Source organism: Haploplasma axanthum (assembly GCF_900660745.1).
Taxonomy (GTDB): domain Bacteria; phylum Bacillota_I; class Bacilli_A; order Acholeplasmatales; family Acholeplasmataceae; genus Haploplasma; species Haploplasma axanthum.
The window spans coordinates 1,004,361-1,025,902 of the sequence record NZ_LR215048.1 but is presented as its reverse complement, the minus strand read 5'-3'; the positions used below and the strand labels follow the sequence as shown (position 1 = coordinate 1,025,902).

Genomic DNA, 21,542 nt, shown 5'->3' with positions numbered 1-21,542 from the left:
AGACAGAAGTCTTTAAAACAAGCATTTTTATATTTGTTTGTTTAGTATAACTATACTAAAAGTTCAACAATAATAAACCGAACAAATATATTATATATTATTTTTTTTCTATGTCAACAATTTTATTTATTTTTTACTTTGTCAATTTTTTCACTAAAAAATAAAAGGGCAATTAGCCCTTAAAAATCTCCATTAAAGATTGAATTTTTAATTATTACATAATCAACTTTTCTAATAGCATCTAAATCTTTACCACCAGAATATGAAATTGATGATTGAAGATCTTGTTGCATTTCATTTAATGTATCAATAATACTTCCTTTATATGGAACTAATATATGTTTTCCTTCAATATTAGTTTTTGTACCTTTTTGGTTAAATGATGCACTTCCATAATATGATTTGAATTTTTCACCGTTTTTTTCAACTAATTCTCCTGGTGTTTCATCATGACCAGCAAATAGTGAGCCAATCATTACCATCGAAGCACCAAATTTAATTGATTTAGCAATATCACCATGATGTCTAACACCACCATCAGCAATTAATGGTTTTCTTGCCACTTGCATGCATCTTTCTAATGCTGCTAATTGCCAACCACCTGTTCCAAACCCTGTTTTTAATTTTGTTATACAAACTTTTCCTGGTCCAATACCAACTTTAGTTGCATCAGCACCAGCTTCTTCTAAATCGATTACTGCTTCAGGAGTTCCAACATTCCCAGCAATAACAAATGTTTCTGGTAATTGTTTTTTAATATGTTTGATCATATTAATTACTGATAATGAATGTCCATGAGCTATATCAATTGTAATATAATCAGGAATTAAATTTTCGTTTTTTAATTCTTCAATAAAATTATATTCATGTTCCTTTACACCAACACTAATTGAAGAAAATAACTTTTTATCTCTCATTAGTTTTATAAATGGTTTTCTTGACTCTTCATCAAAGCGATGCATTACATAAAAATAACCATTTTCTGCTAAAAAAATTGCTAGTTTTTCATCAATAATTGTTTCCATATTAGCCGGAACAACTGGCATTTTAAATGTATGTTTACCGAACTTAATTGAAGTATCACATTCCTTACGACTTCCTACTACACATTTTCTTGGTATTAATTGTATATCCTCATAATCAAAGACTTGCATCAAAATCCTCCTAAAATAATAATAGTGAAGTATTACCTCACAAATGTTATTATACATTAATTAACACTTTGATACAAGTTAAAAAAGTGCTACCTATTTAGGCAACACTAATTCTAATTTATTATGTGCTATTGAATAAAGGAATGTCTTTATTACTTTATTAGGATAAATCATTTTTAAATATTTTCGATAACTTTCTAATTGATTCATATATTTAGATGGATCAATATTACTAGTCTTATAATCAATAATATGAACTTCGTTATCGTATGTTGCAACCATATCAATTATCCCATTCACTATTATTTCTTTTTCTTCATAACTAAAAGGTAACTCTTTATAAATATCAATTGCATCTTTTAAATCTCTACCATCAAAATTCATTTTATAAAAGTTTTTTACTCTTAGATCATTAAAATCATTATATTCAAAAATCTCGTGTAATAATGTACCTTTTGATAAATTATTTTTTAATGTTTCATCTATTAACTGATTTATTTCAATTGATGCTTTCATTTCCTCTTCATATTCATTACTAAAATCAAATGATTTTTCTTTTAAACTATCAATTATATTAGGATAGTATAAATTACTATCTTTTAAATCTTTATAATAATTCGGATCTTTTAAATATGTTTGATATCTTGTTACATTTTTACTTTTAACAATATCAGTTATATCATTTTCATATAAATAATCTGTAAATGAATCAAGGTTTGTATAATCATCTTTTGGAGTCATTACTAAATAAAGAGCTTTTTTAGGTCTTGTAAGTGCAACATACAATAACCTTAATTCTTCTTTTAACGCTGAAGCTTTTTCTTCATTTAAACCCTTTTGCTTTATTAAAGAATTAATTTCACCATATACATGAGCCTTTTCATTATCTTCAAACTTCATTTGCATTATTAATTTAGAATCATTACCATACTTTAATTTCTTCATTTGGCTACCACCAAACTTTTTATTTAATCCACAAACAAATAACGTATTATACTCTAAACCTTTTGATTGATGTATATTAGTCAGTCTAACACTATTTTCTTCTTCATCTTGTAGTACACTTAGTTTCAATGTAACATTATCATCATAAGCTAATTCATAAATGTATTCAACAAATCTTTTCCCCATAATATTTAAATCCGAAAGGGTTGATGCTATATTATATAAATACTCAATTTGATATTCTTTATCAGATTTATTTGTTGCATAAATTATTTTCTCAAAGATTTGAAATTCTTTAACCATTATATCAATTATTTCATAATTTGTTTTCGACATTATTGCTTCATAAACCTTATAACATTTATTAAGTATTTCTTTATCAATATCGAGTTTTCGATTATTTCCAACTAGTGTATTACTATCAATTAATGCTTTAAATAATTCATAATCACTTTTTTGGAATAATTCACTTCTTGCTACTGAAAAATAATTAAATCTTTTTCTTTTAAAATTATCATTATTATTTACTGCAATGTCCAAACTTAACATTAAAATATTAGCCATTAGTTTTAATAAATAACTTGATTTTATTTGTTGATCAACTTGAACTTGAAGAGGAATGTTTAAATATTTAAAAACATCTTTAAAAATTTTAAATGATGTTGTATTTCTTGATAATATAGCAACATCTTTGTATGCAGATACTTTTTTTGTTTCTAATAAACCTTTGATTTTTAAACCAACAACAAACGCTTCTTCAACTGCATCGTACTTTGATTTTGCAGGATCTTCAGTATATATTTCTTCAATAAAAATATCGGCTGATGAATCATCTTCACTAAAAAGCTTTGAACCACTTTGCATATAATGATTATCACTATAATCAATGTCATATTTTTCTTTATTGTTTAAAATCTTTAAAAATATATCATTAACAAAGTCAATTATTCTTTTACTACTACGATAGTTTGTACTAAGTGAAATAACATTAACAGTATCTAGTTTTTCAATAAACGTTTCAGGCTTTGCATTTCTAAATTTATAAATACTTTGTTTAATATCACCAACATATAAAACATTAATATCATTATTATTTTCAATTAACATTTCTAAGAATTCAGATTGAACACTTGATGTATCTTGATATTCATCAACAAAGACATACTTAAATCTGTTTTTAGTTCGATTTAAAATGTCTTTATTTTCTTTTAAAATTTTATTTAAGAAATTAGCAATATCATTAAATTCATATTTATTAGTTGCTTCTTTAAACCTTAAAATCTTTTCATCATAGGCATTTAAAATATCTAGAACACTTTCTAAATAATATTCCTGTAATCTATAAACTTCATCAATATCTTCTCGATCTAGATTCGTTTTTAAAATGTCTTTATATGTTTTTAAAATCTTTTCAATCTTTTTTCTTGAATAACTATCTATTTCAGTCCATTTTAATCTTTTTCCAATAAAATCGATTTTATTATCAGTTTTTGAATCTAAATAATCCATTACTTCATAAAGATTTTCTAAGTATTCATCATTTAAAAGACAAAACTCATATGAAATATCTTCTAATGTTTCTCTTAATTCAGCACTATCAAATAACACTCTTTTTTTGATTAATTCAGTAGTTGAATATTCATTTATATTTTTCTTTTCAATTAATTTTTCATAGACTGATATTAAATCATTAACAATTGATTCATCACTTGTTTTATCAGTAAACATTTCTAAAAATTCATAAATCTTCGAATTATTATTTAAATAAATATCCATAATAATTTCTGACATAATTTGTTTTTTCAAAGAAAAGAAAACCGCTTGATCAAGCAATTCAATATTTGAATCAAGACCAATCAATGAAGCATTTTGCTTAACAAAATTATATGCATAAGCATCAAAAGTTGAAATATTCGAACTATCAATTTTGTTTGCAAGTGCATCTAAATTGGCTTTCTTCAGTTCATGCTTAATTCTTTCTTTCATTTCATTTGCAGCTTTTTTAGTAAATGTTAAAACTAAAAATTTGTCTAAATCGGCACCAGTTTTTAAAAGATGGACAACTTTTGTTACAAGCGTCTTAGTTTTTCCACTACCTGCTCCTGCTGGAACAATTAATTCTTTCGACTTATCAATAACAACTAAAGCCTGTGCATCATTTAGTCCATATTCACTTATTACTTTTTCTTTAGTCATCATTTTCATCACTACTTTCTATATTAGTATTATAAAATGCTAGTGCTTCATAAATCGAATAAATGCCATCTTCTAAGTCATCAGTTCTCTTAACATCTTTTCTTACTTTAATAGGGAAATTAGCATCATATATTGATTCTAAAGCTAAATTAAGTAAATCCTTTGTTAAGCCATATAGCTCATCCACATTAGTATCACTTATAATTCTATCCTTACCTGTTTTAAAGTAGTTTTTATCTAATTCAACATTTGATAATGCATTAAGTTTTAATCCATCATCAAAGTAACTATAGAACGAAATATATTTTAGTTTTTTATTAGTTTTTTTATAGACAAAATATCCATAGAAAATTAGTTGTAGCAAGCTAAGACTTGACAAACTAACTTCATCATTTAAAGGATTAAGTAATGATTTAAAAACATCTACCAATTTTTCATAATGAAACGCTTCTTTATTTCCTAATTTATAATCAATTACCCCAAAAGTATTATCTTCATACATTTTTACAATATCAGCTCTGCCAGTAAAATCTTTTTGATCAGCTTCATATTCGACTAATAATTCCTTAGATCCTTCATAGTCTTCTAAATCAATTAATTGCTTAAGAGCTTTTACAATCATTTTTTTATTTTTCTTAATAAAGAAATTAGTTTTTATTATTAATCGTTCATGTTCATTTAAATCATTAATATTTTTGAGTTTTAATTCATTAATAAGTTCATTTTCATCTTTAAAATACAAATTAAAAAAATCATCAAAATATTTACTATAATCTATTTCTTCTTCCTTATAGCTTTTAATATATTCATTTATATATGTGTTTTTAAATTTTAAATCACTTACAACTTTATCTTGATATTTAATTTTCATTAGTGCTTCAATTAAAGCATGAAAATAATTTCCTAGTAAAATATCAACTCTTTCAGTAAATGTATCTAATCCAAGAATCTTTTCAATGTAATAAATAAAAGGTATTTTAAAATAGGTTGTTATTGCTGTTGGCGTTAAAACAATCTTTTTTAATTTAATATATTGTGAGAGATGATTTTTTTCTTGTTCTGTTAGTTTGAATTCACCTGTAAATGATGTCAAAAGAACATCAGATTCTCGAGATTCAAAACTACTTTTATAATATTCTTTAGCAAAAGCATTTTCCAAATCATCAATTGTAATTTTAGAGTATTTTTGATTTACATCAAAATACTTTGTCACTATATCACTTGGAGTAAATTGATTATATTTATCTTTTTCATGATAAGATACATATTCGATTTCTTTAATCTTAATAATTTTTTCTAAATAATCATTATTTGAAATATTTATTTCAGTACTTGTTGGATAACCAATTAATTCTTTATCGTTATCTGCTAAATAATCATTATCTTTAGCTATTTTAGGGAATGCTTCATATCTAGCATTTAATATGTATACTAATTCATCGTCATTTAATCCAATTATCTCATCTAACGAGATAATATTTAAAGCATTCTTAAGTTTACTTGTTTTAATCTTAGTCGTTTTCAAATCTTCATTAATCAGTTTAATAAGATATTTATTCTCATACTTGTTTAAAGGATATTTATTAAATACATTTATTAATTTGTTAATCGCATCATCGAATCTTTGTTCATCTATTTTTCTTATGTCATGAAAATATTCATTACGATACCCATTATCACTTAAAATTTTTATTATTTCGTTAAACTCAAAACTCATTATCTCTCTTATATAACTTAAATCATTTAGGGTATAGCTAATTGATAAATTAATTGGAATATTGTAAAATCTTGCTATTTTTAGAATATCAACATAATAGGTATTATCAATATTTGCCAAAAAGATTTTATTTATGTTAAAACCATTTTTTAATTTTTTAGATATACTTTCAAACAAATAAAATAATTCATCTTTTTTAGATGAAAACTTATGGAATACTGGATTCTTTTCTGGTTTTAATTCAATAGTTTGATATTTAATGTTATAAAAATCAAAAAAAGGTTTTAAATAAATATCTGAAACTAATAAACTAAATTGATAATCCGAAATGTGTTTTTTAAATAGTTCGTTGGTAATGAAAAAGCCTTTACTTTCATCAAAAAATTTGCTTAAATCAATATTTAAGTTCTTAAAGTTATATTTTGAAAATTTTATTTTATCTTTTGTTATTGAGATAGGCAAATGATTTTCTTGTAATTGATATAATAAAAGTTCATTATTAACCTTAAATGAAAATAAATCTATTGCTTCACTTTCTGTTAATATCTTAAACTTATATAAACTTTTATTAGTAATTTCTAGTTCACTTTTTTTCTTAACAATTCGCATATTTAAACTATTTGGTATTATTAAATACTGATTTTCTTTATTAATACTATCAAAAATACTTTTAAAATCCATATCCATCACATCCCATTTCTAATATCTATTTTAGCATATATTAAAAGAAAAAGCAGTTATCAATCTGCTAGTTTTCTTTTTCTATCATTAATCTTTTTATTTATTAATTTTGCTTCATTCTTATAAAACAAGTAAAATCCAAACCAAATTCCAAAAGAAATTAATAACATTGTTATAATTGTTATTATAATTACACCGTTACCTTCATTTGTTGGTATCCATTTTGCATAAATAGCAAGTGGAAAGAAAATAACATAACCAATACCCATGTGAATAGTTGTTTGAATTGACTGTGGTATTGAATCATTATCATAAATAATACTTGGAAGGAAAAAAGCAATTCCAACTACTGCACTGCACCATATATTTCTTATCATATTTTCTTTTGTTAAGTATTCACTTACATCTTTTGTTGCTAATAGAATAATTAACATTGTTATTGTCATTATTGTAAAACCAGTCATTATTCCTAATCCAATTTTTTTTATTATTTTTTTCATATTTTTCTCCTTTATAATTCTAAATATTCTTTGAACTTTTTTACATATGATCTTGATATATAATCTTGTAATTCATTCTTTAATTTTACTTTTAATGTTCCACTAAATGAAACCTCGACACTTTCAACATAATCTACATTAATAATTGTCCCTTTTGAGATCTGAATAAAATTATTAGTTAGTATTTCTTTTACCTCATATAACCTTTTATTCATAATATATTGTTTTGATTTGTCATAGACTTCTAGTTTACCTTCAAGAACTTTTATTAAATAAATCTCTTTTGGTTTTAATATATAGATTTTATCTTTTAGACTTGCTGATAATTTTGTACTATTATTTTTTATTTTATTAATAACATTACTTACCTCATCTGTTAACTCATTACTATAGATAATTGCATATGGTTCAATGATATCCTTTTTTATTATTAGTTCAACTTTCATTTAACTTCTCCTTCCTGATGCATTAATTATATCGTTTTTTGGTATTTAGGGAATAGTTTATTGTTAAATGGTATTTTTTTAAATGTAAGTTGCATAATTTAGTCATTAAAGCATAATAATTGTTTTTTTATTTATATGTAACTATAATGGTTACATAAGAATATTGTTTATTTAAAAATAAAAAGGAGAAATAAAACTATGAAAATTGCCGTTATTGGTGCTAGTGGTTTTACTGGAAGACCAGTTGTTGATTTAGCTCTTAGTGAAGGTCATACTGTTTATGCAGTATCTAGAAAAGGCGTATTCACAGAACATAAAAATTTAGTTATTATTCATGAAGATGTTAATAATGTTTCTTCACTTCTTGAAAAACTAAAAGATGTTGATGTAATTATTTCTAATTACAATGCTGGTTGGGATAACCCTAATCTATATAATGATTTTATAAAAGGATCTGAATCAACAATTGAACTTGCTAAAAAGTTAGGAAAACGTATCATTATTGTTGGTGGAGCAAGCAGTCTTTATGACCCATCAACACAAGTACAAGTTTATTTTACTGCTGATGAAGAATTCAAAAAAATGGTTAAAGGGGCATTTGATTTATACAATCGTCTATTACCTGATCATTCGTTTGATTGGACTTTCGTAAGTCCACCATTTGAATTAAATGAAGAAAAACCAAACCATAACTATAATATTGGTGGAGATTACGTATTATTTAATTCTGATAACAAAAGTACAGTTAGCATTCATGATTTAGCTCATTTATTATTAACTGAAGCTACTCATGGCGTAAACAACCATAAACGTATTACACTTGCTGATAAATAGATATTAAAAAACGCTTTGGAAATTAATCCAAGGCGTTTTCCTTTATATGATATTAGATAGACTATGTTTTTTACAAATATTATTACTTTCTTATTTTTTCATATTTTTTTTAAAAACTAAAATTGCTAATACTGTTATTCCGATTATATAGATTAAAACTACAATTAATGACTTAGTATTAATTGAATTTGTTTTTATAATATCTCTTATTAAATCAACAGAATGAGCAAAGGGTAATAAATAACCGACTTTTTTAAAAGCTCCTCCTATTAAATCTAAACTAAACCACATTCCACTTAAAAATGCGACTACTTGAATTAAAATTGATGTTATTGGTCCAACTTGTTGATCCTTTAGTACACTTCCAAATAAAAGCCCTAAACTAATAAACAAAATCGATATTATTAGTAAAAAGATAATACTGTATAATATATTAATTGTTACTGCTAATCCAAGAATAAATCCTACAATATATAAAATAACTGTTTGAATTAAAGCAATTATTAATATTGGAAACATGTATCCTAAAATATAATTATATGCTTTTAGTGGTGAAACAAACATTCTCGATAAAAAAGAACTTGTTCTATCTTTTGCAATTAACATTCCTGAAAACATTGTTAAAAATGTGTAACTAAAAATAATTGTTGATGGTACAAAATTCTCAACTTCAAATGATTCATTAAAACTTAAGCTTTTATTTAGACTAACCATAAAGATTAGCAAAAAAACTGGAAGACCTATTATAAAAATTAAACTAATTGGATCATTTAATAATTCTTTTAAATTACGTTTACTATATATTAATGTCTTCATAATACTTCTTCACTTTCTATTAGTGTTAGAAAAATATCTTCTAGTTTTTCAAGACCACTTTGTTTCTTTAATTCATCTAATGAACCGATTGCTTTTAAATTCCCTTTATCAATAATAGCAATACTATCAGACAATGCTTCAACTTCATCTAAATAATGCGTTGTAAGAATAACTGTTACATTACCTTTAAGTTCATTTAAAATATGCCATAGTTCTCTTCTTGATCTCACATCAAGTCCTAGTGTAGGTTCATCTAAGAAAATAATTTTTGGATTAGTAATCAAAGACATTGCAATACTTAAACGTCGTTTTAAACCACCCGATAGTTTTTTGGATTTATCATTCTTTCGATCTGTTAGTTTAAACTGCTCAAGTAATAAATTTGCTTTAGTCTTAGCAATTTCTTTTTTAAATCCATATATTTCCGCTATGAAAACTAAATTTTCAAATACTGTAAGATTTGGAGCAATTGCTGTTTCTTGTGGTGAAATGTTTATATATTCTTTTATACTATTCATATCTGTTATAATGCTTTTTCCAAATACTAGTGCATCACCACTTGTAGGTTTTAATAATCCTGTTAACATTTTTATTGTTGTTGTTTTACCAGCACCATTAAATCCAAGCAAAGCAAAAAACTCTCCTTCTTTTATATTAAATGTTAAATCATCAACTGCAACTCTATCTTTATATTCCTTACGTAATTGCTTGATTTCTATTGCGTTCATTACTCGTTACCAAATGGATTCTTTTGTGCTTCAAAAATGCTTTGAGCAAATTTCATATAGTCTTCATTTGATACAATGGCTATTCCTCTTTCTTTATCAGCTAAAAAAAGAATTGTATCACCTGGTTTAATATTGAACATCTCTCTCATATCTTTTGGAATAACTACTTGTCCTTTTTCTCCTACCTTTGCAACTGACATTAATTTACCTTCTAATTTATCATCCATTTAAAATCACCTTTCTTACTTGTTATACTTTTCATACTTATTATACATAAGCTAACTTATTTTTACAATATTTATTAAAAACATTTTTTTATTTTGTTGACATGGAGTGAACTCCATGTGTTATCATCATATTATGGAGGTTTTATAATGCAAATTGGAGATTTAGCTAAAAAAACAAATAAGACAATTGATACACTTCGTTATTATCAATCATTAGGTCTTATTGAGAGTAAGAAAAAAGGTAAAAACTATTATTTCACAACTGTTGATATCAATATTATTGAGGCTATTGATATTTTTAAAAATATCGGATTAAGTTTATCAGACATTAAATCAATAATAAGTTTAAATAATACAAACAAATCAATTGATGACTATACTATAGATGAATTAATGAGTGTAAAAAATATATTAGAGAATTGTTTAGATCAAAATAAAAAAAGAGAAGAAAATATTAAAAAATCATATCTTATAATCAATAAAATGCTTGAAAAATTAGGAGATAAAATATGATAGTTATAGTAATAATATTAAATATAATATATTCTTCTTTAATAATTCTTTCTAATATTGTTAATAAAACAAAGAATATCTTTCCAACAACACTAATGATTCTTGGAGCATGCTTAAATATTCTTTTCTTAGTTCTTTTATTTTGGGGTAATTTCATATTATTAAATATAATTGGAATGTTGCTAATATCAATTGCTGCTTTATTAAATGGTTTAAAAAAAGAAAAAATCAACTACTCTCATCATCTTGTTAGATTTATGATAGAGGCAATAATTGTAGTTTTTGCTTTTTTAATATAAAAAACATAAACCCCTAATTAACTTTGTAATAAGCTAATTGGGGGTTTCTTATCTTTATTTTATTAATGTTTTTGATATTCATTAACAATCATATTTCACTTTGATTTCTTAAAAACAAGTCAACAAGTTCAAATAAATAATTATTATAGCTATCGTATTTATTTCTTTCATTATCATCTAGTTTCAATATTTCTTCTTTAACTCCAACATACAAACTAAAAAGTTTATTATAAACTTTATGCTTTTTCATTATTTGTCTTAAAAGAATCTTAAGATTTATCTCATACTCTTGGAAATATGGACTATCTAAAAAATTATATTCATTCTCATTTATTAAATTTATTTGATTAAATAGTTTAGTTGCAAGTTCTTGATCTTTTGATGTAACTTTTCCATAATATTTATCAATTAATTTGTATCTATATCTATCAAAATATATAAAACCAATTATTATTAATACACTTATAACAAAGAACAGACTCGTTATAATAATATCATCTAAACCAAAAGCATCATCTCTTAATATTATAATAATGAAAAGTAACATTACAATAATTAATGATGGCACACCCGTTTTTCTGAATAAAGAAACTCTTCTTTTATATTTTTCGATTTCTTTCATTATCTTTAATCTCTAATATATTGATTACCCATTGCTATTGATAATCTATTCCACATATTGATTTGATTAATGATTAATACTAAATCAACATATTCTATTTCATTAAATACTGTACGTACTTTTTCATATACTAAATCACTTACTCCAAATCTTTCAATTTGAGTAATATTTTCTGTCAGCTCTAATGCGATTTTTGTTTTATCATCATAAATATTAGTTTCTTTCCATACACTTAATAAATAAATTTCATCTTCATTAACACCATTTTTCCTTGCATCTTTCGTATGAAGACCAATGCAATAAGAACATCCATTGATTTGTGAAACTCTAATCTTAATAAGTTCAATTAGTTTTTTATCAATAGTTGAGTTATTTAATTTAGATTCTAAATCTAAAATTATTTTCATTTTATCACTTGCTACTTGATAATATTCAATTCTTCTTTTCATGTTATTTCCCCCTTAAATCATCTTTTTTGACATTTTAAATTAAGCTTAATCTTATGACACTTCAATTATATCAAAAAACCGAGTTACTATCTATACTCGGTAATCTTTAATCAATAACTATGAAGTTTTTTTATCTAAGTTAAAATTTCATTTCTTAATAAGAATATACTTATTAATAAGATTAACTAAAATTAGAATTGCAAAAGTAATAATCATCCAATCTTCTCTATAAAAATCAAAAAATTGTATTAATATAAAACCCAAAGTTAAACTATAAAAAGTGATATTGTCAATAATTAAATTTTTTTCTTTAGTATTAAGATTTTTCGCTATCAATTTTAAATAAAAAATATTACCCATTATTAATAATGATGATGCTAGAGTAACAATACTATCATTTGTAAGATTGATAATTTTGTCGTAAAAAGTATTAAAGGTAAAGAATAAAAATACTATGTATATCGACATTAGAATCAGATTTTTATAATAATAGAACCTATTATAATAATCAAAATTATTATTTTCGATATAGCTTTTTTCTTTTAAATTACTAATTATATGCCACATAATGCCTAAAACACCTAATATAATCCCCATTGTCTGCAGAATATATTCAAAACCAAAAGCTGAACCTATACTTATTAATATCCAACCAATAACAAATGTTGAAATTATTAATACAACGTTAATTTTAATCTTCGTTAAAAATTGATAATCAACTCTTAAATTTTTACTATCTTTGTTAGTATCAGTTGAATCTAATAGTTCATTAACTGAAATCTCTAGTGCATTTGCTAAACTACTTAAGATTGTAACATCTGGTAAACTTACCCCTGTTTCCCATTTACTTACTTGTTTATCTGATACATTTATTTTTTCTGCTAATTCTTTTTGCGTTATGTTTAATTTTTTTCTATTATCACTTATTATATTTCTCATTCTCTTCAACTTAAACACCTACTTCCTACTTTTAATTATACATAAAATATATTTCAACTAACTATCTGAAAGAAAGAATTTGTATCTAAAATCGAGAATACTATTTTATTTTAATCCATATTGCAGGTCTTACTCCACCATTTCTCTCTGGTGGATAACTACTAAAGAATACACTATTTCCATTGATACCAACACATCCGATTGGATTTCCATGAATATAAACTGCAGTTTTATTATTTCTTCCAGGTGATCTAAGCCACCACCAAAAATTTTGCCCTTTGTATTTAGCTAGTCTTTTTATATTATTACTATCTCTAAAGTTAAACCAATATCTTTGCTTCTCACTTTTTCTTATTAGTCTATCACTACTATCACCAAAATATTTGGCAACAACATCATAAACATCTAAAAGAAAAACATAATCAAATGTATCAGCTCCTGCATCTGTTTTATACCATTGATTTGGTATATTGATAATTTTATTTAAAAGTATTAATTCTTTTGATTTTTGATCAAAACTATTATAAAAATCAGTATTTAAATACTTTCTTATATCTGAGTTTTCCCAAGTTGTTTCAGTATACGTATAATGATAAGGCATTTTAGTTATTATTTCTTCTGTTAATAATAAGACTTTATCATCTTGTACTTCTAAAACTCTCCACATATATTTATCGAAACTAACTATTTCATTTACTTTATATTCCATAATTATTCTTTATCAACACTTAAAAGTTGCAGGATGTTTGAACTTGATTCAAGATAATTTTTCTCAATCAAATATTGTTCATAAATTATTGTATCAACAATCTTATAGTCACTATCATTAGTATAATCGTTATATAGATTACTCCATGCAATGTCTAAACAATCAAATTTTGTATATCTTCTTGCATAAGTATCACCAAGTATTTTTTTAGTTTCAGTTTTTGTTAATAATTTAATTGTCTTTGGAATAATAAAATATAAGCAAAATTCTAAACTAGAAGTATTAATCTTATTTAAATCGTAAGATCCAATAATATAAATTGGCCCTTCTTCCTTTTCTAAATCTATTTTATTTTCATCCAACCATTTTGAAATATATTTTCTTCCTGTTTCAATAGCATCTATACCACTGAAACTATAAAAAATCGCTTCTCTTTTTTTCATTTCTTTAATTTCATCAATTTCTTTTTTATTAATAAAATCTAGATAATACTTTTTAGTAGTTGGTCCATGACCAGTAACAACAGTCGCTTTTGTAATTCTAATAGCTAAATAACAAAAATTAACATCTTGCTCATTATTTGCTTCATCATACCACGCAGCAAAGACTGTTCGTAGTTTTGTTCTAAGTTCACTATTTTTAGGATCTAATACCCAGCCTAGATTTTCTGCTACACCCTGCCCACTTATATTTTCAAAGTTAACAGAAAAAGCAACATTTTCATTTTTCTTTGATTCCAGCATTTTGTTTGATAAAGCATATGTAACTACATAGAAGACACCATCTTCATAATATGCATCAACATCTCTTACAGATGGCATTACTTTACCATTTTTACCTTTAGAAAGTGATATTGTAGCAAGCGATAAAACATTATCTTTATTATTGCCGCATTTATCTTCTAAAATTTTTAAGCCTATTTCATAATTTGTCATAATTTTCCTCTTTTATTTATTTTCACGTTTTTTAAACGGAATCCACATTTCCATATATGAAGCATCACTTTTTTTACTATTATAGATTTCAGGAAAGAATCCATCTGCTGTAAGCCCATGTTCTCTTAACCAAAATCTTGTATACTTCATTGCTTTACCAACTACTTCCCCAAGTTCTTTATCATTTTGTGCTTCAAACTTACAAATAACATATTCACGTTTTGGAAGTATAAATATATCATAATTATTATCTATATCATTACTATCAATTTCTAATCCAACAAAATATGTTGAATAATCATCCAAAGCATCTCCATGATAGGAGACACCAATTATTAGAGCATCTTCATTTCTTTTTATATTATGCTTAATTTGATGGAACTTTTTCCAAATTAAATCTGGTTCTGATAAGCCAGGTCTTTCTCCCAACATTTTTCCTTTTTCAAAATAATAGTATCCTTTAACACCTAAAAATAAAATTTCTTTCTCAAGTACTTCTCTTTTGTATTCTAGTACTAATCCATCAGTTATCAATGGTACACCTTCATCAACCATTACATAATTAAGCAGCAAATTAGGCTTATCAAAATTATTTAATCCACAATCACTATTTCGGTATTCTTCTGGTGTGACTTTATAGTTCCTTTTAAATGTTCTAGTAAATGTTTCATGGCTATTAAATCCATACTTTAACGCAATATCAATTATTCTGTTCTCTTTGTTCTTTAATTCATTTGAAGCTATTGCAAGTCTTCTTAATTTTATATATTCTTTTACTGGTTTTTTTACTAATCTTGTAAATAACCTTTGAAAATAAAACTCTGATAATCCAGCAAGCTCTGAGAGCTCATCAATTGCTATATCATCACTAATATTATCTTCAATATAATCAACTATTTTTTGAATTGCTTCCCATGCATGCATCATATCACCCAATCTTTATCTTAGTATAGCATATAAAAAAAGCACGTATTTGATTCTCTATGCCTTTTTTTCTAAATCATATTTCATTCTTAATTCTACTAAGTTATATCCTTTAACTGATGTTTCTTCAATCTTTACTTTTTCATCAAAGTAGAATCCTTGTTTAATATACCAGTTAATAGCTTTTTCATTACCTTCTAATACATATAATACGATATTTTTATATTCTTTTAACCTCTTAAAACATTCATTTAGTAACATTTTACCAATACCAAAATTTTGATAATCTTCTAATATATAGATTGCATATATTTCACCAGTTAATTCTAGATTATCACTTGATTGATTAAATGCTGCAAACCCAAGAACATTGTTGTTAAGTGTTGCAACTATCGTATTTACTGGATATTTTTCAGCAATTAAAATACATTTTTCTAATGATCTTTTATCTAAAAACTCTTGATTCATAATTCCAGTATATGTTTCATTCCATGATTGATAATGAACATATCCTTTACCTTCATAATGTTCTTTTCTCATATCTTCAAGTTTAATCATTTCTTTTATTTCGACTCTTTTTATATGAATACCTAAAACACCATATTTTGCTTGTTGTTCGGTTGAATAATAATCATTCATATCAGCAGCCTTAGCATATTCTATCTCTTCTTCTTTATATCCACACTTATCTAATGGTAATTTTTTATATAGTTCTTCAAAATTTTCAAATTTAGAAATCTTTAAAACTTCAACAATCATTTTACTTTTATCTTTTGTATTTATAAATAAGATATAATCACCAGTTTTAATCTTACTTCTTTTTTCATCATTAAGTCTAAGTTCAATTGTTTTAGTATTATCTTTAATCATTTGAAATGGCTCATTGTTTAAATTCATTTTATGCATATTTTCTCTCCTTCGAACCTATAAATCATATTAACTTCTTGAACATCTCTATCATCAACAATATCTGTTTCTATAAAGCCAATCTTCTCATATAATTTTTTCGCATTATTATTTCCATATGTATATGTTGTTGTTAAGATAACTACATCTTCATTTCTCAATTCCTCTATAAGTAAATCTAAGGCCCTCTTTCCTAGCCCATTTCCTTGATACTTACCATCTATTCTAAAATCTTGCATAAAAAATTTTTTAGTATCAAACATTACTAATAAAATAAAACCAATTAAACAATCATCTTTTAAAATATGATATGCTTTACTGTTTTTATTATTTAATAGTTTTTGAATCTTTTCTTCCTTTGTTACAAATTCATTTTGATTTTCTTTTAATTTAATAGTTGGAAATATATTTGATTTAACTAATCTAATCATATTGAAAGCCTATAAATCTTATGTTTACTTATTCCTTCATAATAGAAAACATAATCTTTCGGTGGTACTGTCTCTTCAATAAATACCGACCCTAATTTCTCAATTATCTTTGATGATGCTATATTATCATGTTCACAAGACAAATTTAAATATTCCATTCCATGATATTTGGCAACTTCAATGACAAGTTTACTTGCATGATAAGAATAATTATTTCCTTGATCGTCTTTATTGATTTCAAAACCAATATTCCCATTATAGTAAGAACTATAATCATTTCCAATTCTAATACTTATTTTCCCAATCTGTTTATTTGTATTCAACAAATAAATATCATAATAATAAAAGGGAATAGTGTTTTCATTTCCTTGATTCTTTTCAATGATTTTTAACATTATTTTATCATTTTTAATTTCATCGAACTTCTCATTAAATCTCATTATTATCCCCACTCTTTTTATTATTTGTAATAATTATAACATATTTGATAGCGATTTTTATCTGCATATAAAAAAGAACATATTGTAATTAATATGCTCCATAAAATTTAGTTATTTATTTTTTTTCTTATAAAATAATATGATCCAAAATATAAAACTAATGAAATACCATATACAGTAAAATATCTTTTATTTGTTATGTATTTTGAATTAATATAACCAGTATATCTTAGATTAACTGTTTGGTTTTGCTTATCATAACTTATAAAATCAAGAACTTTTACTTCTTTATTCATTTTATTATATCTGCTTATTAGTATTTTATATTCTATATTATCAATAGTCATTTCATAGTAATCATCAGAAACAATTGTTTGAAATCCATTTCTTATCTCTGAAAATGCTATCCATTCTGTTGCTTCATTACCACTTAAATTACTTTTTTCTATAACGTCAATCTTTTTTGAAGGAACTATTGAATGTGTTATAAACGGTATAAAAACAAGAATTGGAATAATAATTATATAGATAAGATTTAGTTTTATTTTTTTTACTAAATATCCCTTAATCCACGAAAATAAGAAAATCAAAGATAAAACTATACTAAAAGGAAAAATCCAATATTGCAGCAAAATAGTGAAATATCTTTCTGATGTTACAACACTGTTTTCACTACCAGCAAAAAAAGGTAATATGAACATAAAGCTTATTAAACCTAGTATTAAAACTCTAAACGTAATAACATCAATATTTTTTTTACTGCTTGGTTCTAAATTTTGATTAATATTCTTAATTCTTCCAATCACTAAAATAACAAAACCAACTATAACAAATGCCAATCCAATTCCAATTCCTAACATAGAATTATATGATGCACTTGAAATAAAGATTGTTAGTATTAAACCTACTATTAAACATGCTAATGATATTAAACTAGTAATTTTAAAATTTTGCAAATACTTATTATTCAAGTATTCTTTACGAAGTAATAATTTTTCTTTACCTTTTTTTGTATTATTTGTTCCAATTAATATTTCATCTACTGTAACATCGTACAATTCAGCAACAGCAATAAGAGTTTGAATCTCTGGAAGACCTTCTCCACGTTCCCATTTACTAATTGTTTTGTTAGAAACGTATAATAAATCGGCTACCTCTTCTTGTGTATATCCTTTTGTTTTTCTTAAAGCTTTTAAATATTCACCAACATCATGTGTATCCATGAAATCACTCCTTTTGATATTATTCTACGCAGAAGTGTAGAAATAAAACAGGATTTTTGCGTAGACTTTTATCTACGTAATGTAGATATTATACCAAAAAAACTATATTTATATATTTTACTACTAACACATTAATAAAAAATGGTAAATATCATTATACTTACCATTTATAAAACCTTCTATATCTTATTTAAATTTGTAACAAGATTAAGACTTTTAACATCTTTAATATCTTCTCTACTAACTTCTAAAACTTTAAATAAAACATCAACTACATCGTTAATTCCCATCTTACCTTTGACATCAACTTCTAAAATTCCATCTTGTTTTTTTAAACTGATATTGCAAATATTATTTATATTAGTTGCTGTCTTAAAAGCAATTACTATTAAACTTTTGGTTTCAAAATATTTATCATCATACTTTTCATCAATCTTAAATTCAATACTATTTAAAGATGAATCATCAACAATTACTAAAACAGTTTTTTTAATATCAATTACTTCACCTGATCCATATTTGAAATTAACTTTATTACTCTTACATGCATTTAGTATAACACTTCCTAAAATAGCCAAAACTAAACAAATAGCAATTCTTGTATTCTTAATCTTCATTAAGTCCCCTACCCTTCTAAATTTATATTTTCACAACATTCTTTTATTTAATTTTATATTTTTTTTATTAAATGTCAATCATATTCTTAGTTTTAACAATAAATCTAGAAATTCTTTTTAATTATTTTATCTTTAGTTCAAGTTTTTCAAATAGATATTCAGTACTTTTACTTTCTTTATATATTTTCCATACACCCTGATTTATCCTCATAACTAAAACTTCTTTTCCTGACTTTATACCAATTTCAACGAGTTTTTTTGCAAATTTCGTTGTTTCAAGATTCATTAATTGTTTAATCTCAAGTGCAGTAAAATCAAAACTATTACTTAATGTTGGATATGCAAAAAGATTAATAAAACAAAATTGATTAAGAAAATCATCGATATCAATCTCCCGATACTTGTTCTTTAGATAAAACCTATCCAATTCTTTTGTATACCAACTACGCCATTGTTCATTTGGAATAACTAGTCTAGCTCTTTCTTTATCTAAGTTAAAGCATCTAATTAACTCTTCCTTCATTTGAAAATCAATTTCATTTTCTTCTGTACCAGGATTTGAATATAGCAATAAGTATTTAGCTTTATAAAAATTACCGTTTATCGGTACAGGAAACTGATTAGAAAATTTGTACTTATGATTATCTTTCCAAAATATTTTATTTTTTATCTCATTATATTTTTTATTCTCAATTATTTCTCTATCTTTTTCTACTATATATCGATCAATGTAATCGTTCCATGGATTATAAAAATCATCAATTTGTTTTAAAACTCTTTCTGTTTTCAAAACTCTATTATTCTCTTCATTCATACTTTATTCTCCTTAACTATTGATATTAAATATTTATTTTTTTAAAAAAGTTGTATATTTTGATAATCAGAATTATCTTTATACAACTTTTACAATCAAGCTAATTATTTTCGGATATTTTATCCTTATCCATTAATTACATGTTCATCTTCTTCACTAATTAAAACATCTTTCTCAGTTTTAATTAATGCAAAAAGAATAACACTTATAATACTTCCTATCAATAAAAGAACATTAAAGAATATACTTTCACTTTGTTTTGGATTTCTTCCTATATTAATAAATATTTGATATATTACTACTACTAGTTGTAAAAAAACTATTGAGTATAATTTTCTATCTTTATTCTTATTAACTAATGATATAACTATTAGTATTGTCGCAATTAGATTAAACACGTTCATAACAATATTGATCCAATAATTTATTATCATCATATTTTCTACTATTTTATGGTTATCTTGGATTCTAAAAACATCAAAAACCGCTATTTGTGTCGTAAATAAAATTTTAAGTACTCCAATTTGAGATAATATTATATATGCATTAATTCCTTTTACTCGATTTTTAAACTGTAATAATACTGTTGTTATAAACATACAGTTTAAAACCGTTGAAATCCATAATACATAGTTTTTATAATTAATCAAATTATTTAATCTTTCGGCTAGGTTTGTAGTGTTGTTAGAATCGATTGTTAAGATTTTAACTGCCAAGTAAAAGGAAATTATTGTTAGAAGAATCAAAAACGCTCCTGTTACCAATTGTGAAACCAAGTATTTATGTCCCTTTAAAAGAGATAAATAAGAAAGTCTTTCAATCCAGGAAATGTATAAATATATAACCGATAATGATATAAATGAGAATACTGCTGCAAGTAAAATTGCAAGTACGATATTTCCTAAGTATTGAGTATCTATATACATTATAAGTGCAATAAATAAAGATACAAGATAAATACTAACTACTAATATTAACAGTTTTAAGATATTTTTAAATACGTTAGTATAGTAATCTTTTTTATTCTCAATGAAAGAATAGTTGAAATATATTTTATTGCTTTTGAACATATAATTCAAATAAATAAATCCTAATATCTCTAAGTTAATCAAAAGAGTATTAAGCGGTAAATATAAATTAGCTTTATTAAATTGTAGGGGTACTGCAATTGCAAAACCTAATAATGAGAAACCTAAAAAGAATTTTGCTGCTGTAACATAATAATTCTTCTTACTTACATCAATACGTTCATCATTTAAATTATCCTTAAACTTATACCATCCAACAAGAATAATTATAACTCCTGTAAGAATAATTGCTAATTCTGAGATTATGTATTCTAAATTTAAATTCTTAAACATTTGATTTGGTATAATCTTTAAAATTAAAAAAACTACTGATACTAACGTTGCATAAATTATTCCATTTTTAAAAATATCGCTTATTTTATTATTAATTCTTTCATCACTAAACATAC

Annotated in this window: 24 protein-coding genes; 3 read left to right on the top strand and 21 right to left on the bottom strand. The window is 24.3% G+C overall.

Going from position 1 to position 21,542, the window contains the following annotated elements; translation table 11 throughout:
• Window positions 1-179: 179 nt before the first annotated feature.
• From EXC62_RS04805 to EXC62_RS04785, 5 genes are all read right to left on the bottom strand, one after another.
• Window positions 180-1,154 carry a GMP reductase gene (locus EXC62_RS04805; protein WP_026390707.1) on the bottom strand — a complete coding sequence of 325 codons (975 nt, stop codon included), beginning with the start codon at window positions 1,152-1,154 and terminating at the stop codon, window positions 180-182.
• Window positions 1,155-1,247: 93 nt separating this feature from the next.
• On the bottom strand, window positions 1,248-4,295 hold the full coding sequence (locus EXC62_RS04800) for a UvrD-helicase domain-containing protein (protein WP_162849135.1): 3,048 nt from the start codon (window positions 4,293-4,295) through the stop codon (window positions 1,248-1,250).
• Entirely contained in the window at window positions 4,288-6,693 is a 2,406-nt protein-coding gene (locus tag EXC62_RS04795; protein WP_026390705.1) for a PD-(D/E)XK nuclease family protein, read from the bottom strand. Before EXC62_RS04795 ends, EXC62_RS04800 begins: the two co-directional genes overlap by 8 nt.
• 59 nt (window positions 6,694-6,752) lie before the next feature.
• The gene (locus tag EXC62_RS04790) at window positions 6,753-7,193 is read right to left on the bottom strand and encodes a DUF3021 domain-containing protein (protein ID WP_162140246.1); all 441 of its coding nucleotides are present in this window, start codon (window positions 7,191-7,193) and stop codon (window positions 6,753-6,755) included.
• Between the two features lie 11 nt (window positions 7,194-7,204).
• A complete protein-coding gene (locus EXC62_RS04785) occupies window positions 7,205-7,639 on the bottom strand; it encodes a LytTR family DNA-binding domain-containing protein (RefSeq protein WP_026390703.1) in 435 nt (144 codons plus the stop codon).
• Window positions 7,640-7,837: 198 nt separating this feature from the next.
• On the opposite strand from EXC62_RS04785, the gene EXC62_RS04780 reads away from it, so the two are divergent.
• The gene (locus EXC62_RS04780) at window positions 7,838-8,473 is read left to right on the top strand and encodes an NAD(P)-dependent oxidoreductase (RefSeq protein ID WP_026390702.1); all 636 of its coding nucleotides are present in this window, start codon (window positions 7,838-7,840) and stop codon (window positions 8,471-8,473) included.
• Window positions 8,474-8,563: 90 nt separating this feature from the next.
• On the opposite strand, the gene EXC62_RS04775 is transcribed toward EXC62_RS04780, so the two are convergent.
• The 3 genes from EXC62_RS04775 to EXC62_RS04765 are packed head-to-tail and all read right to left on the bottom strand — an operon-like array spanning window position 8,564 to window position 10,244.
• Window positions 8,564-9,289, bottom strand: coding sequence for an ABC transporter permease (locus EXC62_RS04775; protein WP_026390701.1), 726 nt, complete (start codon window positions 9,287-9,289; stop codon window positions 8,564-8,566).
• Window positions 9,286-10,017 (bottom strand): ABC transporter ATP-binding protein, encoded by a 732-nt coding sequence (locus EXC62_RS04770; RefSeq protein ID WP_162140245.1) that lies wholly within the window; start codon window positions 10,015-10,017, stop codon window positions 9,286-9,288. The genes EXC62_RS04775 and EXC62_RS04770 overlap by 4 nt, the downstream gene beginning before the upstream one ends.
• Window positions 10,017-10,244: an AbrB/MazE/SpoVT family DNA-binding domain-containing protein gene (locus tag EXC62_RS04765; protein ID WP_026390699.1), complete on the bottom strand. Its 228-nt coding sequence runs from the start codon at window positions 10,242-10,244 to the stop codon at window positions 10,017-10,019. Before EXC62_RS04765 ends, EXC62_RS04770 begins: the two co-directional genes overlap by 1 nt.
• Window positions 10,245-10,391: 147 nt before the next feature.
• Between EXC62_RS04765 and EXC62_RS04760 the strand changes: the two genes are divergently transcribed.
• On the top strand, window positions 10,392-10,757 hold the full coding sequence (locus tag EXC62_RS04760) for a MerR family transcriptional regulator (protein WP_162140244.1): 366 nt from the start codon (window positions 10,392-10,394) through the stop codon (window positions 10,755-10,757).
• Window positions 10,754-11,056: a hypothetical protein gene (locus tag EXC62_RS04755; RefSeq protein WP_026390697.1), complete on the top strand. Its 303-nt coding sequence runs from the start codon at window positions 10,754-10,756 to the stop codon at window positions 11,054-11,056. The genes EXC62_RS04760 and EXC62_RS04755 overlap by 4 nt, the downstream gene beginning before the upstream one ends.
• Window positions 11,057-11,144: 88 nt before the next feature.
• On the opposite strand, the gene EXC62_RS04750 is transcribed toward EXC62_RS04755, so the two are convergent.
• The 13 genes from EXC62_RS04750 to EXC62_RS04690 form a co-directional block, all read right to left on the bottom strand.
• A complete protein-coding gene (locus tag EXC62_RS04750) occupies window positions 11,145-11,678 on the bottom strand; it encodes a hypothetical protein (RefSeq protein ID WP_162140243.1) in 534 nt (177 codons plus the stop codon).
• Window positions 11,679-11,683: 5 nt separating this feature from the next.
• On the bottom strand, window positions 11,684-12,127 hold the full coding sequence (locus EXC62_RS04745) for a carboxymuconolactone decarboxylase family protein (protein WP_026390695.1): 444 nt from the start codon (window positions 12,125-12,127) through the stop codon (window positions 11,684-11,686).
• 147 nt (window positions 12,128-12,274) lie between these two features.
• A complete protein-coding gene (locus EXC62_RS04740) occupies window positions 12,275-13,066 on the bottom strand; it encodes a helix-turn-helix domain-containing protein (RefSeq protein WP_162140242.1) in 792 nt (263 codons plus the stop codon).
• Between the two features lie 100 nt (window positions 13,067-13,166).
• Window positions 13,167-13,775 (bottom strand): DUF6273 domain-containing protein, encoded by a 609-nt coding sequence (locus EXC62_RS04735; protein WP_052589942.1) that lies wholly within the window; start codon window positions 13,773-13,775, stop codon window positions 13,167-13,169.
• 2 nt (window positions 13,776-13,777) lie between these two features.
• On the bottom strand, window positions 13,778-14,710 hold the full coding sequence (locus EXC62_RS08980; RefSeq protein WP_197724331.1) for a hypothetical protein: 933 nt from the start codon (window positions 14,708-14,710) through the stop codon (window positions 13,778-13,780).
• Between the two features lie 12 nt (window positions 14,711-14,722).
• Window positions 14,723-15,634 (bottom strand): AraC family transcriptional regulator, encoded by a 912-nt coding sequence (locus EXC62_RS04725; RefSeq protein WP_026390693.1) that lies wholly within the window; start codon window positions 15,632-15,634, stop codon window positions 14,723-14,725.
• A gap of 57 nt (window positions 15,635-15,691) precedes the next feature.
• Window positions 15,692-16,540: a GNAT family N-acetyltransferase gene (locus EXC62_RS08845; protein ID WP_162140241.1), complete on the bottom strand. Its 849-nt coding sequence runs from the start codon at window positions 16,538-16,540 to the stop codon at window positions 15,692-15,694.
• Window positions 16,528-16,971, bottom strand: a complete 444-nt coding sequence (locus EXC62_RS04715) for a GNAT family N-acetyltransferase (RefSeq protein WP_162140240.1) — start codon at window positions 16,969-16,971, stop codon at window positions 16,528-16,530. Before EXC62_RS04715 ends, EXC62_RS08845 begins: the two co-directional genes overlap by 13 nt.
• Window positions 16,968-17,411 carry a GNAT family N-acetyltransferase gene (locus EXC62_RS04710; RefSeq protein WP_162140239.1) on the bottom strand — a complete coding sequence of 148 codons (444 nt, stop codon included), beginning with the start codon at window positions 17,409-17,411 and terminating at the stop codon, window positions 16,968-16,970. Before EXC62_RS04710 ends, EXC62_RS04715 begins: the two co-directional genes overlap by 4 nt.
• A 107-nt stretch (window positions 17,412-17,518) precedes the next feature.
• Window positions 17,519-18,634: a helix-turn-helix domain-containing protein gene (locus EXC62_RS04705; protein ID WP_026390691.1), complete on the bottom strand. Its 1,116-nt coding sequence runs from the start codon at window positions 18,632-18,634 to the stop codon at window positions 17,519-17,521.
• Window positions 18,635-18,813: 179 nt separating this feature from the next.
• Complete coding sequence (locus tag EXC62_RS04700) at window positions 18,814-19,251, bottom strand: hypothetical protein (RefSeq protein ID WP_026390690.1); 438 nt, start codon at window positions 19,249-19,251, stop codon at window positions 18,814-18,816.
• Between the two features lie 121 nt (window positions 19,252-19,372).
• Window positions 19,373-20,065, bottom strand: a complete 693-nt coding sequence (locus EXC62_RS04695) for a hypothetical protein (protein WP_026390689.1) — start codon at window positions 20,063-20,065, stop codon at window positions 19,373-19,375.
• A gap of 125 nt (window positions 20,066-20,190) precedes the next feature.
• Window positions 20,191-21,540, bottom strand: a complete 1,350-nt coding sequence (locus EXC62_RS04690) for a hypothetical protein (protein WP_026390688.1) — start codon at window positions 21,538-21,540, stop codon at window positions 20,191-20,193.
• Between the last annotated feature and the right edge of the window lie 2 nt (window positions 21,541-21,542).

Excerpts from the sequence above, each read along its gene's own strand:
- EXC62_RS04705 (WP_026390691.1), bottom strand. The coding sequence starts at position 18,634 with ATGGATACACATGATGTTGGTGAATATTTAAAAGCTTTAAGAAAAACA.
- EXC62_RS04800 (WP_162849135.1), bottom strand. The coding sequence starts at position 4,295 with ATGACTAAAGAAAAAGTAATAAGTGAATATGGACTAAATGATGCACAG.
- EXC62_RS04775 (WP_026390701.1), bottom strand. The coding sequence starts at position 9,289 with ATGAAGACATTAATATATAGTAAACGTAATTTAAAAGAATTATTAAAT.
- EXC62_RS04785 (WP_026390703.1), bottom strand. The coding sequence starts at position 7,639 with ATGAAAGTTGAACTAATAATAAAAAAGGATATCATTGAACCATATGCA.
- EXC62_RS04690 (WP_026390688.1), bottom strand. The coding sequence starts at position 21,540 with ATGTTTAGTGATGAAAGAATTAATAATAAAATAAGCGATATTTTTAAA.
- EXC62_RS04715 (WP_162140240.1), bottom strand. The coding sequence starts at position 16,971 with ATGATTAGATTAGTTAAATCAAATATATTTCCAACTATTAAATTAAAA.
- EXC62_RS04765 (WP_026390699.1), bottom strand. The coding sequence starts at position 10,244 with ATGGATGATAAATTAGAAGGTAAATTAATGTCAGTTGCAAAGGTAGGA.
- EXC62_RS08980 (WP_197724331.1), bottom strand. The coding sequence starts at position 14,710 with ATGACAAATTATGAAATAGGCTTAAAAATTTTAGAAGATAAATGCGGC.
- EXC62_RS04795 (WP_026390705.1), bottom strand. The coding sequence starts at position 6,693 with ATGGATTTTAAAAGTATTTTTGATAGTATTAATAAAGAAAATCAGTAT.
- EXC62_RS08845 (WP_162140241.1), bottom strand. The coding sequence starts at position 16,540 with ATGCATAAAATGAATTTAAACAATGAGCCATTTCAAATGATTAAAGAT.
- EXC62_RS04725 (WP_026390693.1), bottom strand. The coding sequence starts at position 15,634 with ATGCATGCATGGGAAGCAATTCAAAAAATAGTTGATTATATTGAAGAT.
- EXC62_RS04770 (WP_162140245.1), bottom strand. The coding sequence starts at position 10,017 with ATGAACGCAATAGAAATCAAGCAATTACGTAAGGAATATAAAGATAGA.
- EXC62_RS04805 (WP_026390707.1), bottom strand. The coding sequence starts at position 1,154 with ATGCAAGTCTTTGATTATGAGGATATACAATTAATACCAAGAAAATGT.
- EXC62_RS04710 (WP_162140239.1), bottom strand. The coding sequence starts at position 17,411 with ATGAGATTTAATGAGAAGTTCGATGAAATTAAAAATGATAAAATAATG.
- EXC62_RS04695 (WP_026390689.1), bottom strand. The coding sequence starts at position 20,065 with ATGAATGAAGAGAATAATAGAGTTTTGAAAACAGAAAGAGTTTTAAAA.
- EXC62_RS04750 (WP_162140243.1), bottom strand. The coding sequence starts at position 11,678 with ATGAAAGAAATCGAAAAATATAAAAGAAGAGTTTCTTTATTCAGAAAA.
- EXC62_RS04780 (WP_026390702.1), top strand. The coding sequence starts at position 7,838 with ATGAAAATTGCCGTTATTGGTGCTAGTGGTTTTACTGGAAGACCAGTT.
- EXC62_RS04700 (WP_026390690.1), bottom strand. The coding sequence starts at position 19,251 with ATGAAGATTAAGAATACAAGAATTGCTATTTGTTTAGTTTTGGCTATT.
- EXC62_RS04745 (WP_026390695.1), bottom strand. The coding sequence starts at position 12,127 with ATGAAAAGAAGAATTGAATATTATCAAGTAGCAAGTGATAAAATGAAA.
- EXC62_RS04760 (WP_162140244.1), top strand. The coding sequence starts at position 10,392 with ATGCAAATTGGAGATTTAGCTAAAAAAACAAATAAGACAATTGATACA.
- EXC62_RS04735 (WP_052589942.1), bottom strand. The coding sequence starts at position 13,775 with ATGGAATATAAAGTAAATGAAATAGTTAGTTTCGATAAATATATGTGG.
- EXC62_RS04755 (WP_026390697.1), top strand. The coding sequence starts at position 10,754 with ATGATAGTTATAGTAATAATATTAAATATAATATATTCTTCTTTAATA.
- EXC62_RS04740 (WP_162140242.1), bottom strand. The coding sequence starts at position 13,066 with ATGAGAAATATAATAAGTGATAATAGAAAAAAATTAAACATAACGCAA.
- EXC62_RS04790 (WP_162140246.1), bottom strand. The coding sequence starts at position 7,193 with ATGAAAAAAATAATAAAAAAAATTGGATTAGGAATAATGACTGGTTTT.